Origin of the sequence: Psychrobacillus sp. FSL H8-0510 (genome assembly GCF_038008345.1) — a bacterium.
In the GTDB taxonomy this organism is placed as follows: domain Bacteria; phylum Bacillota; class Bacilli; order Bacillales_A; family Planococcaceae; genus Psychrobacillus; species Psychrobacillus psychrotolerans.
In genome coordinates this window covers 180,838-193,074 of sequence record NZ_JBBOYZ010000003.1, presented here as the reverse complement: position 1 = coordinate 193,074, position 12,237 = coordinate 180,838, and the positions used below count along the sequence as shown (strand labels likewise).

The 12,237-nt window shown below is 35.8% G+C and carries 11 protein-coding genes; 10 read left to right on the top strand and 1 reads right to left on the bottom strand.

Annotated elements, in window-relative coordinates; all coding sequences use genetic code 11:
- Positions 1–31: 31 nt before the first annotated feature.
- The 4 genes from MHI40_RS23075 (at position 32) to MHI40_RS23060 (ending at position 3,073) form a co-directional block, all read left to right on the top strand.
- Positions 32–709 carry a response regulator transcription factor gene (locus MHI40_RS23075; protein WP_277586697.1) on the top strand — a complete coding sequence of 226 codons (678 nt, stop codon included), beginning with the start codon at positions 32–34 and terminating at the stop codon, positions 707–709.
- A 15-nt stretch (positions 710–724) separates the two neighbouring features.
- Positions 725–1,648 carry a F510_1955 family glycosylhydrolase gene (locus MHI40_RS23070; RefSeq protein ID WP_340765996.1) on the top strand — a complete coding sequence of 308 codons (924 nt, stop codon included), beginning with the start codon at positions 725–727 and terminating at the stop codon, positions 1,646–1,648.
- Positions 1,649–1,670: 22 nt separating this feature from the next.
- Positions 1,671–2,405: an urease accessory protein UreH domain-containing protein gene (locus MHI40_RS23065; RefSeq protein WP_277586695.1), complete on the top strand. Its 735-nt coding sequence runs from the start codon at positions 1,671–1,673 to the stop codon at positions 2,403–2,405.
- Between the two features lie 209 nt (positions 2,406–2,614).
- Positions 2,615–3,073, top strand: coding sequence for a VanZ family protein (locus MHI40_RS23060; protein WP_340765993.1), 459 nt, complete (start codon positions 2,615–2,617; stop codon positions 3,071–3,073).
- Between the two features lie 87 nt (positions 3,074–3,160).
- On the opposite strand, the gene MHI40_RS23055 is transcribed toward MHI40_RS23060, so the two are convergent.
- On the bottom strand, positions 3,161–5,224 hold the full coding sequence (locus MHI40_RS23055) for a copper-translocating P-type ATPase (protein WP_277586693.1): 2,064 nt from the start codon (positions 5,222–5,224) through the stop codon (positions 3,161–3,163).
- Positions 5,225–5,744: 520 nt separating this feature from the next.
- Here MHI40_RS23055 and pdxS point away from each other — a divergent pair.
- From pdxS to MHI40_RS23025, 6 genes are all read left to right on the top strand, one after another.
- Positions 5,745–6,629: a pyridoxal 5'-phosphate synthase lyase subunit PdxS gene (gene pdxS, locus MHI40_RS23050; RefSeq protein ID WP_340766100.1), complete on the top strand. Its 885-nt coding sequence runs from the start codon at positions 5,745–5,747 to the stop codon at positions 6,627–6,629.
- A gap of 1 nt (position 6,630) precedes the next feature.
- Positions 6,631–7,227 (top strand): pyridoxal 5'-phosphate synthase glutaminase subunit PdxT, encoded by a 597-nt coding sequence (gene pdxT, locus MHI40_RS23045; RefSeq protein WP_340765989.1) that lies wholly within the window; start codon positions 6,631–6,633, stop codon positions 7,225–7,227.
- A gap of 606 nt (positions 7,228–7,833) precedes the next feature.
- Entirely contained in the window at positions 7,834–8,754 is a 921-nt protein-coding gene (locus MHI40_RS23040) for a plastocyanin/azurin family copper-binding protein (protein ID WP_340765987.1), read from the top strand.
- A gap of 115 nt (positions 8,755–8,869) precedes the next feature.
- Positions 8,870–9,196 carry a metal-sensing transcriptional repressor gene (locus MHI40_RS23035; RefSeq protein ID WP_340765985.1) on the top strand — a complete coding sequence of 109 codons (327 nt, stop codon included), beginning with the start codon at positions 8,870–8,872 and terminating at the stop codon, positions 9,194–9,196.
- 15 nt (positions 9,197–9,211) lie between these two features.
- Positions 9,212–9,424 carry a copper ion binding protein gene (locus tag MHI40_RS23030; protein ID WP_277586689.1) on the top strand — a complete coding sequence of 71 codons (213 nt, stop codon included), beginning with the start codon at positions 9,212–9,214 and terminating at the stop codon, positions 9,422–9,424.
- Positions 9,425–9,732: 308 nt separating this feature from the next.
- On the top strand, positions 9,733–12,150 hold the full coding sequence (locus MHI40_RS23025) for a heavy metal translocating P-type ATPase (protein ID WP_340765983.1): 2,418 nt from the start codon (positions 9,733–9,735) through the stop codon (positions 12,148–12,150).
- Positions 12,151–12,237 lie beyond the last annotated feature (87 nt).

Here is a 12,237-nt window from a genome sequence, read left to right as displayed (position 1 = left end):
GCAGTAATTGAATAGGAGGTTTTTAGAATATATGCGGACAATTTTATTGGTTGATGATGAGCAAAGGATGTTAGATCTAATTGAATTGTTTCTCCTACCGCTTGGATTCAGATGTATTAAAGAAACAAATGGCCTGGAATCAATTGAGTTACTAAGAAACGAGAAAGTTAATCTTGTCCTGTTAGACGTTATGATGCCAGATGTAGATGGATGGGAAGTATGTAGAAAGATACGTGAATTTTCAAATGTACCTATTATTATGCTTACAGCTAGATCCGATAAGATGGATTTAGTAAAAGGATTAAACACAGGGGCGGACGATTATATTACCAAACCTTTCGATGAAAAAGAGTTGGTAGCTAGAGTAAATGCCGTTTTACGACGGTTCTCTGAACACAAAACAGAGGAAGAAAAGATTTCATACGAAGACTTTAAGTTAGATAAAGAAACTTATTCCTTGCAATATCATAGTCTAATCTCACCATTAACATTGAAGGAGTTTTATATCGTGGAAGCATTAATTTCTCGCCCTAAAAAGACTTTTACACGAGAAGAACTTTTGCATGCTGCGTGGGAGTATGACACATATACAGATACGAGAACAGTGGACTCACATATTCGAAATTTAAGAGAGAAATTGAAAAATGCTGGCTTTCCTATTGATGAATTTCTTAAAACTGTATGGGGAATAGGATATAAATGGAGCTAAAGGAGAAAAGTCGAAATGAAGAAATATAAAATTATATTCAGTTTATTAGTATTAATATTAGTCCTATCTGCATGTAACTCAAATGAAAATGATGTTTTCTCATTCGAGGGAGTAAATAATAATAAAATTGATCATATACACGGTTTAGGTTATATAAATGGAGAAAGCGATGTCGTCATTGCAACTCATCTTGGGTTATATAAATATGCCAAGGATGGTTGGAAAGAAGCAAATAGTCAAAAACATGACTATATGGGCTTTCAAGCTGTAAGAGAAGGATTCTTTTCAAGTGGTCATCCAGAAGAAGGTTCTGAATATAAAAATCCTCTTGGTCTTATTAAAAGCATAGATGAAGGAGCAAGTTTCGAACAATTAGCGTTTTACGGAGAGATTGATTTTCATTACCTTGCAGCTGGTTATGATTCAAGTACGATTTACGTGTTAAATGAAATGCCAGTTGAAGAAATGGACGCAGGTCTACATTATTCTCTAAATGAAGGAGATTCATGGACTAAAGCTGCTATGAATGGGTTTAATTCCGATTATATTTCTAATTTGTCGGCTCATCCCACTCGTAAAGAATTGATTACAATCGGTAGTAAGGATGGATTATTTATTTCGAATGATTATGGCCAAAACTTTAAGTTAATGAATGATACAAAAATGATCACTTATGTAACATTGACTGAAACGGGAGGTTTATATACTAATTTTGAGAATAATACCGTCTACCTTAAGTCCTTCTTGTTTGAGAGTAACGAAGAAATTAATGTACAACTTCCAAAAGAATTGAAGATGGATCCAATCACTTTTATCTCAGTAAATCCTGAAAATCAACAAGAGATTGTATTAGTTACAAATAGTAATAATATTTATATAACAAAAGATGAAGGACTAACTTGGGACCAGATTGCTTCTAACGGTGAGTTAGCAGAATAAGAAGATGGAGGGTGTTTCACGGATGTATAGTTTGATGTCGAGATTTAGTCAAACAATTAGTGAACCAGTTACTGTTTTCTTACGCTCCTATGAACATTCCCCAATTGTAGTTGCGCTCCTTCTCGGCTTGATTGGAGCTGTGGCACCATGCCAACTGACAGGAAATATGAGTGCAATTACATTTTACGGAAATCGCACTGTTCAAATGAAAAATAATTGGGGAGAAATACTATCCTTTATAGCAGGAAAGATTATAGTATTTAGTCTGATTGGGTTGCTGGCTTGGATATTTGGTCAATCATTTGAAACTAAAATGACAGAGTATTTCCCTTTATTTCGTAAAGTAATTGGTCCACTACTAGTAATTACTGGACTTGTACTTTTAGGAATTTTTAAGCTTAGATTTCTTAATCGTTTAACAATGTATATCCCTATGGCATTAAAGGAAGGAAAGCCGGGATCCTTTATGTTGGGAGCAAGCTTTTCACTCGCATTTTGTCCAACTATGTTTGTTCTCTTTTTTGTCTGGCTTATGCCAACTGTTGTATCAACTTCCTATGGTTTTTTATTACCTGCTGTCTTTGGAATTGCAACGTCGATTCCACTAATCCTTTTATTTGTTTTAATATGGTTATTTGATGCTAAGAAAATAATTATGAAACGTAGCATGAAAATGGGAAGATTGATACAACGCATAGCGGGGGGCGTTTTAGTAGTTATAGGACTTTTTGATACCATCACTTATTGGGGGATATAATTTACAAATGAGCTGTCAAATATTAAGAAGACAAAATTATTCCCTGTTAGTAGTAAAAAGCAGTTAGATTATATAATACTTAAATAGTTAGTCTAAAAGTACTGCATGGAAGAGCCTGTCTAATGGGTCTCTCCATGTATTTTTTATTTAAAATACATGTTATATGAAGTAGTTCGTGTTGATGAGGAAAGTTTATCAGGAGGAAAGAAATGAACACTGCTAAAAATACTTTAGTTTGTATTAGTTTAATATTATATTTATTTGCATTAGTTTTTATATTATTCTTTGATTCAAGAGGTTATAGATTGTCAGAGGTATCTTTTGGGGAATACATAAATTGGTCTTCAAATTTTATACCATTTAGAACTATAAATCTATATATTCATTCTATAGCCCATGGAACTTTGAATATTAAGATCCCTTTAAAAAACCTTGGTGGTAATTTAATTTTGTTTTTACCTATGGGCATTTTTTTACCGCTCATTATTAAAAGAATTAATAATATACGTATATATGTAATTACAATGACTGTTTTATTATTATTTATTGAGGTAACACAAGTGGTTTCAAGAAGAGGAAGTTTCGATATTGATGATTTGATTCTCAACATGCTAGGTGCTGTAATAGGATTTGCAATTTGGAACGATAGATTTGTTAAGAAGTATTAAACTATTTCCTATTCACTAAATTTGCAAAAACTCCAAGAAGAATTTACTTCTCCTTAGAGCTTAAATAAATTATTATGAAAAACACATCTACAGCTTTAGTAGTCGCGCATTGATAGCAACTATTACTGTACTTAGAGACATTAAGATCGCCCCAAATGCAGGACTTAGTACAATTCCATATTTATAAAAGAATCCTGCTGCTAATGGAATTGCTACAATATTATATCCTGCAGCCCACCATAAGTTTTGTGTCATTTTTCGGTAAGTAGCTCTTGAAAGCTTGATAATATTAACTACATCTAGCGGATTACTTTTTACAAGGACGACATCAGCAGTTTCTATTGCAACATCAGTTCCTGCACCTACAGCAATTCCTAAATCAGCTTTTGCAAGAGCTGGCGCATCATTGACACCATCTCCCGTCATTGCAGTAAGAAGGCCGTCTGTCCTTTGTATATGTTCAATCTTTTCGGATTTTTGATGAGGAAGAACCTCTGGAAAGATTTCTTTCATACCTAACTGTTGTCCGACATATTGAGCAACCTTAGCATTATCACCTGTTAGCATAATAGATTTAATTTTCATTTCTTTAAGTTGATTAATGGCTTCAATTGCTGTTTCGCGAACGATATCTGAAAGTGCGATCATACCTGCGTACTTATTATCCACCAAAGTGAAAACAACTGTCTTACCCTCTGAAGACCACGTGTCAAATTGTTCTTTGTCATAATTTAAATTCAATTCTTTGATATATCCCGGACTAACCACTAGGATTTGTTTTCCGTTCACTGTTCCTCGGAGGCCTTTTCCAGTTAATGATTGAAAGTTCCCTAATTTTAAAGGTGTAATACCCATTTCCGTTGCTTTTTTTATAATACCTTTTGCTAGTGGATGTTGGGACTGAACTTCTACCGACGCTGCATATGAAATAACATCTTTCTCACTATAATCCTTTGAAGTACTTATATTTGTTACACCAAATTCACCTTTTGTTAAAGTTCCTGTCTTATCAAAAACGACTGCTTCGATATTGCGAGCTCCTTCAAAGGCTGCACGATTTCGAATCAGAAGGCCATTTTTGGCTGCAATCGAAGTGGATACTGCAACCACTAAAGGTGCTGCAAGCCCTAAAGCATGAGGACAAGCTATGATTAATACCGTAACCATTCTTTCCATGGCAAAGGAAACTGGATAACCAAGAGAAATCCAAATGAAGTATGTTGCAAGGCCTGCTACAAGGGCACCGTAAAATAACCACTTTGCAGCCCTATTTGCAAGGTCTTGAGCGCGGGACTTAGATTCCTGTGCTTCTTTAACTAAACTAATAATTTGGGAAAGATAGGTTTCATTTCCCGTTTTCATTACAGAAATAATAAGTGCACCTTCACCATTAATTGATCCTCCAATAGCCTCTTGGTTAGCTTCTTTTTCAATAGGGACAGATTCACCTGTTAGCATGGATTCATCAATCGTAGATTTTCCATCGACTATTTTACCGTCTATAGGTATTTTTTCGCCAGGTTTGACCAAAACTCGATTTCCTTGTTTTAAACTAGCCACTTCTACTTCTGTTACTCTACCTTCATCGTCGACAAGATGAGCTTCCGAAGGCATTAATTTAGCAAGTTCCTCCAAAGCTTTCGAAGCACCCATAACAGATTTCATTTCAATCCAATGACCAAGTAACATTATGTCAACAAGAGTAGCCAATTCCCAGAAGAAATCATTTTCAGCAAAACCAAATACAGAAGCTGTACTATATACATACGCCACGCTAATAGCCAAGGAAATTAGTGTCATCATCCCAGGGTTACGTTTTTTTAGTTCGTCTTTTGCTCCCACAAGAAATGGCCAACCACCATAAAAGAATATGAAAGTAGAGAGCGCAAACAGTATATACATATCACCTTCAAAGCGCCAATCAACCCCAAGGAACATTTGAATCATTGGGGACAGTATTAAAATTGGAATCGTAATAATTAATGAAATATAAAAACGTTTTTTAAAATCCTCCACCATATGGGAATGGTGATTATGATGTCCATTAAGAGTTTGTTTAATGCCATGGGTCTGATCAGCACCATGACTATCATGTTCTCCTTGTCCTTTTTGGTTATTGGAATTGTGTTCATGATGTGAGTGATTAGTCATCTTCAAGTTCCACCTGCCTCGTTATATAGTTTTGCAATTAGTATATACAATAAATATGCATTAATTATGCAATATTATAATAGCAAAACAATTTTGACATCACTCAATGAGGATGTCAGCCAAACAACATGAGCTTTTTAAAGTTCTCTATTATGGAGTGTTTGATCCCGGCTCAGGGGACTAATGCCGAATAATCTATTTCCTCACATAGGGAGATGATAAAAGACGGTTTCAGCTGTCAATACAGGGTGGGTTAAACAGTTAGTTAAATAATTAGCTAGTTTACTTTTAGAGGGAAGCTTAATATCTTCTTCAATTTCCGTTTATATTTGCTTCTTTTATAGCACGATATAATTGTTCATACAGTGGAGTTTTTGATTCTTATACCAGCTAGAACATTAAAAATCCATCCTTCCCTCTAATCTGACCACTTCAATTATTTTAATTCTGACGCTTTTCGCAGGGTCAAATTTTATTATACTAAGCTTATAAAGATAATGGAGGGAAAATAAATATGACAATTAATTTAACAGGAACAGATCGAGTAAAAAGAGGAATGGCTGAAATGCAAAAGGGTGGCGTTATTATGGACGTTATTAATGCTGAGCAAGCAAGAATTGCTGAGGCGGCAGGTGCAGTTGCAGTTATGGCATTAGAACGAGTACCATCGGATATTCGTGCAGCAGGTGGAGTAGCTCGTATGGCAGATCCACGCATTATGGAAGAGGTAATGGGAGCAGTAACGATTCCAGTAATGGCTAAAGCACGAATTGGACATATTACAGAAGCGCGTATTTTAGAAGCAATGGGCGTTGACTATATTGATGAATCAGAAGTGCTGACTCCAGCAGATGAGGAATATCATCTACGTAAAAGTGAATTTACAGTACCGTTTGTTTGTGGATGTAAGGATCTTGGGGAGGCAGCACGTCGAATTGGAGAAGGAGCTTCGATGTTGCGTACCAAAGGAGAACCTGGAACAGGGAACATTGTAGAAGCAGTGCGTCATTTACGTAAGGTAAATGCACAGGTTCGTAAAATTGTACATATGAGCGAAGATGAACTAATGACGGAAGCTAAAATTTTAGGTGCACCGTATGATGTTTTATTACAAATTAAGCATGCTGGTAAATTACCGGTTGTGAACTTTGCGGCAGGTGGAGTAGCAACACCTGCAGATGCAGCTCTAATGATGGAACTTGGGGCTGATGGCGTATTTGTTGGGTCCGGTATTTTCAAATCAGAAAACCCAGAGAAATATGCGAAAGCTATTGTAGAAGCAACAACACATTTCCAAGATTATAAATTACTTGTAGAGATTTCTAAAGATTTGGGAATACCAATGAAAGGAATTGAAATTTCTCGTTTGTCTGCTGGAGATCGTATGCAAGATAGAGGGTGGTAATATGGTTAAAATAGGTGTTTTAGCACTGCAAGGTGCTATTAGAGAGCATATTCATTCTATTGAAGCATGCGAGGCAAAGGCTATCACGGTAAAAAGTGTGGAGGACTTAGCGTTAGTGGAAGGTTTAATACTCCCTGGAGGAGAAAGTACAGCTATGAGAAAGCTTATTGATCGATTTGAAATGCTTGAACCACTGAGACAATTTGCATTAGATGGTAAACCGATGTTTGGAACATGTGCAGGCTTGATCCTACTTGCTAAAGAATTAGTTGGGTATGATTATTCACATGTAGGTGAACTTGATGCTATTGTTGAACGTAATTCTTACGGTCGACAGGTTGATAGCTTTGAAATAGATTTAAATATTGAAGGTGTTGCAACTGACTTTCCGGCAGTATTTATTCGAGCACCTCAAATCGTAAGTGTAGAGGAAAACGTTGAAATACTTGCTACACATGGAGATAGAATCGTGATGGTAAAACAAGGTCATTTGTTAGGATGCTCCTTTCATCCCGAATTAACAGATGATCATCGTATAATGACATACTTTATAGAAATGGTGAAGGAAAGTCTTGCAAATGAGGTTCACGTAAAATAATGTACGAGTAATTTCATGAATCAAAAATGATGTTCGGAAGCTGTAACAATCACGTTCATTAGAGCATCAGCGCATGGTGAAAGTTGATATTAACACTTGTGCGGCGAATTATTAGTAAGTCGTGGAGTTGAGAAGCGTTACAGTAAAGTAAGTGGATTCCGTCTATGACTGAATTAATCAGGGTGGCAACGCGGGTATGCTCTCGTCCCTTTTTCATGGACGGGGGCTTTTTTGTCGTTTTTCAACCCTATTAGTTATTAACTATTGGTCTCTATCATTCTCTAACTCTTTTACTAACTTTTTTATTTGTTTATCTTCAATTAATAAATTACTTAAAGGTTCCATCTGTGTACCTCCAATCTAAATAGTAAAAGGCTTTGTGCACGAAAACGTGCCAAAGCGTTTACTGTATCTATTTTTTAACGCGTAGCAGTTTGGTAACTTTTGAAGGGAATACTGACACTCTTCACAAGTACACTGAACAGTATAGTCATAAAAAAATGTGGTGTTTTAAATTTTTTCTAAAAAAACGCATACCATAAAGGGGTATAAAGTATATATAGAATACCGAAACAATTCTTACAGTTTAATAAAAAGGGTGGAAAGATGGGATATTATCAAATATTTATATTAGCGTCGCTTGTGGGGTTAGCTTTAATAGTTTTTATATTAGCGAGGATATCGAAAAGTATATTTAATCCCATGCAAGGGATGATAACTTCTATGTTTTTTGGTATGAATATTGGGTTGACTGCTGGTATTCTCTTAGGAGTAACATTTCAAGGGGACTTATTCCTCTCCACAATTCTATCGATGGGTATCGGAATGTTAGCCGGTTCAATATGTGGCGGATATTTTGGGGTATTATCTGTTTTAGAAGGGGTAATGTCTGGTTTGATGGGTGGTATGATGGGTGCGATGTTAGGAGAAATGATAAACGAGGAACAATCAATTGCTTTAATAAGAATATTTCTATTGTTATCTATTACCACAATCTTTCTATTTTTCTTATTACCAGACAAGAAAAATCAAAAGATACAAAATAAAAGATGGCTATTAAAGCCGGTCATCCTGGCAATTAGTATTATTTTTTATTTTATTGGAGGTGTTTCCTTAGCGGAAAAGCAAATAAGTTCCAAATCTAAGGATTCTATATCAGAACATCAGAACCATACAAATAATGAGGCGAATAATACAAATAAAAATTCACAAGTTATTACGATACAAGCTAAAAATATGAAATACTCAATAACAGAGGTATTTATAGAGAAAAATCAGCCAGTCACTCTTGTTCTAGAAAATTTGGACAAAATTGAGCATGATATTGAAATAAAAATCCCAACTCTTAACGATAACGACCTAAAACATAATCACGAGACTAAAGAAAATCTTATACATCTTCATGCCGAACCTAAAAGTACAGAAAACTTATATTTCATCCCTGTTAGCACAGGAATTTACGAATATATTTGCACTATCCCAGGACATAAGGAATCTGGAATGGTCGGTCAGGTTGTAGTGAAATAGGCATTTTAGAGTGATAAATAAAAATTTAGTAAATCTAAATAAATCATTAAACATATCTCTTTACATACCCCCTGCGGGTACTGTATTATAAAAATAAGGATAGGAGGTTGCTTATTTGGACAGTGTAATAGAAGAAGGTACGTTATTATCTAAGGTGTCTTGTAGAAAAAGTCATCATCCTGAACATGTGAAAAAAGATTTAACAAATCGATTAAACCGTATTGAAGGTCAGATTCGAGGAATAAAAGGAATGGTAGACAAAGACGTCTATTGTGACGATATAATCACACAGCTTTCTGCAACTCAGTCCGCTCTAAATAGTGTAGCTAAAGTACTTTTACAAGGACATTTAAAAGGCTGTGTAGTGGATAGATTAGCTGAAGGTGACGATGAGGTTTTAGATGAATTATTAGTAACAATTCAAAAATTAATGAGAAAATAAGAGGAGGAGATTTAAATGACAAATCAAGTGACTATACAAGTTCAAGGAATGACTTGTGGTGGGTGCGTAAAATCTGTTGAAAATAGCGTTAGCGCACTTAGTGGTGTGGAGAAAGTTAATGTACAATTAGAAACAGGAAAAGTAAATATAGAATTTAATGATTCGCAAACAGATATTAAACAAATTACGGATACCATCGAAGGTAAAGGATATACAGTAGTTGCCTAAATATAATAAGTAGAGTGGTGTTTAAATCACAGCATTTTTTTCATATTTTATACCCCCATATGGTATAGGATTTTAATAATAATAGAAAAGGAGAAGTGAAAAATATGGAAAACGTAACATTGAATGTGAGTGGAATGTCATGTGGATTTAGCTTTTGATTCAGAAAAGGTAAGTATAGATAAAATTAAGGCAATAATTGATGACCAAGGTTATGACGTGAAATAATAGAGTAAGAGTGCTATTTGGCACTCTCTTTCTTACTTCCACTTATACCCCCTGGTAGTATTTAAAGGAGAGGTGTAAACAAAATGAGTAGTGAATTAAAAGAAACTAGTCTACAAATTACAGGAATGACCTGTGCAGCCTGTGCTACAAGAATTGAAAAAGGCCTAAAAAAAATGGATGGCGTAGAACAAGCCAACGTAAACTTGGCTCTTGAAAAGTCTATGATTAAATACGATCCTGAAAAATTGACTAATCAAGATTTTGAAAAGAAAATTCAAGATCTAGGGTATGGCATTGCAAAGGAAAATAAAGAGTTTGCAATAACAGGAATGACCTGTGCTGCCTGCGCTACGAGAATTGAAAAAGGTCTTAACAAGTTAGAGGGAGTTTCATTTGCCAACGTTAATCTAGCGCTTGAAAATGCAACTATTGAATATAACCCTTCTCAGATTAATGTTTCGGATATTATTGCGCGAGTTGAGAAATTAGGATATGGGGCAATTAATAAAGAAGATGAAAAAGAAGCAATAGATTACCGAGAGCAAGCTATTAAAAAGCAAAAGAAAAAATTTATTATCTCGGCAATCCTGTCCCTTCCTTTATTGTGGTCTATGGTTGGTCACTTTTCTTTTACATCGTTTATTTACATGCCCGAGTTTCTTATGAATCCCTGGGTACAAATGGCTTTGGCAACACCAGTTCAATTTATCATTGGGAAACAGTTTTATGTAAGTGCTTATAAAGCATTGCGAAATGGGAGTGCCAATATGGATGTCCTAGTTGTTATGGGTACATCCGCAGCTTACTTTTATAGTGTTTATCAGGCTTTCATTACAATTGGTGAGCACCATAACGCCCAATTGTACTTTGAAACGAGCTCAGTGCTGATTACCCTAATTATATTAGGTAAACTTTTCGAAGCAAAAGCAAAGGGGCGTTCGTCTGAGGCTATTAAAAAGCTTATGGGACTTCAAGCTAAAACAGCCTTGGTTCTAAGAGATGAAAAGGAAATAGAAATACCTCTTGAAGAAGTTGTAACCGGAGATATTATTTTAGTAAAACCAGGAGAAAAAATACCGGTTGATGGAGAGGTAATGGAGGGAAACTCTGCTGTCGACGAGTCAATGTTAACTGGTGAAAGTATTCCAGTCGATAAGACGATTGGTGATTCTTTATTTGGTTCAACAATTAATAAAAATGGTTTTATTAGAATGAAAGCAACGAAAATCGGAAGAGACACAGCTCTTTCTCAAATAATTAAAGTAGTGGAAGATGCTCAAGGCTCCAAAGCCCCAATTCAAAGGCTTGCAGATAAAATATCTGGCGTATTCGTTCCAATTGTAATAGGTATTGCCATTATTACTTTTTTGGTATGGATTATATGGGTAAACCCAGGAGAAGTTACTCCTGCACTCGAAGCTCTGATTGCCGTTCTTGTTATTGCTTGTCCATGTGCCCTTGGTCTTGCAACACCAACCTCCATTATGGCAGGTTCAGGTCGGGCAGCTGAGTTTGGTATTCTGTTTAAAGGTGGAGAACACCTCGAAACCACGCATCATATTGATACAGTAGTTGTTGATAAAACTGGAACAGTTACGAATGGTAAACCAGAGTTAACCGATGTAATTGTTGCAGATGGTGTAAATGAAGAGGAGTTTCTTTCTTTGGTTGGTACAGCAGAGAAACAATCCGAACATCCACTTGCAGAAGCGATTGTGAAAGGAATTCAAAATAGAGGGATATTACTCGATACAGTTCAAGATTTTGAAGCAATCCCTGGATATGGAGTAAAAACAACAGTTAATCAAAGAGATGTTCTTGTAGGAACTCGAAAGTTAATGAACCAATATCACGTGGATATTTCTACCATACTAACGATAATGGAAGAATTAGAGGCAAATGGAAAAACAGCCATGCTGGCAAGTATAGACGGTCAATATGCAGGGCTTATTGCGGTTGCGGATACAATCAAGGAAACGTCTAAGAAAGCCATCAAGCGTTTACGTGATATGAATATTGAAGTGATCATGATGACTGGTGATAACCAACGTACAGCTAAAGCGATTGGTAAAGAGGTTGGAATAGATCATGTTATCGCTGAGGTACTTCCTGAAGGAAAAGCCGAAGAGGTTAAAAAACTTCAGGCAGCTGGAAAAAAAGTAGCGATGGTTGGAGATGGAATTAATGATGCTCCAGCTCTTGCAGTCGCCGATATCGGGATGGCCATTGGAACAGGAACAGACGTTGCGATGGAAGCTGCAGATATAACATTGATAAGAGGAGACTTAAACAGCATAGCGGATGCAATTATTATGAGCCACAAGACGATGAGAAATATTAAGCAAAATCTTTTTTGGGCATTCGCATATAACACGTTAGGCATACCGATTGCTGCAGTCGGATTACTTGCACCTTGGGTAGCAGGGGCAGCTATGGCATTTAGTTCTGTATCTGTTGTACTAAATGCATTACGACTTCAAAGAGTAAAACTAGAAAAGTAAAACTTTTAATCTGACCCACTTCGGTGGGTTAATTTTTATTTATCTGAGGTGGTGTGAATTAAACTTCACTAAGGAGCTACTTATATT

Coding starts and splice junctions, on each gene's coding strand:
- MHI40_RS23055 (WP_277586693.1), bottom strand. CDS start 5,224: ATGACTAATCACTCACATCATGAACACAATTCCAATAACCAAAAAGGA.
- MHI40_RS23060 (WP_340765993.1), top strand. CDS start 2,615: ATGAACACTGCTAAAAATACTTTAGTTTGTATTAGTTTAATATTATAT.
- MHI40_RS23025 (WP_340765983.1), top strand. CDS start 9,733: ATGAGTAGTGAATTAAAAGAAACTAGTCTACAAATTACAGGAATGACC.
- MHI40_RS23040 (WP_340765987.1), top strand. CDS start 7,834: ATGGGATATTATCAAATATTTATATTAGCGTCGCTTGTGGGGTTAGCT.
- MHI40_RS23030 (WP_277586689.1), top strand. CDS start 9,212: ATGACAAATCAAGTGACTATACAAGTTCAAGGAATGACTTGTGGTGGG.
- MHI40_RS23065 (WP_277586695.1), top strand. CDS start 1,671: ATGTATAGTTTGATGTCGAGATTTAGTCAAACAATTAGTGAACCAGTT.
- MHI40_RS23075 (WP_277586697.1), top strand. CDS start 32: ATGCGGACAATTTTATTGGTTGATGATGAGCAAAGGATGTTAGATCTA.
- MHI40_RS23070 (WP_340765996.1), top strand. CDS start 725: ATGAAGAAATATAAAATTATATTCAGTTTATTAGTATTAATATTAGTC.
- pdxT (WP_340765989.1), top strand. CDS start 6,631: ATGGTTAAAATAGGTGTTTTAGCACTGCAAGGTGCTATTAGAGAGCAT.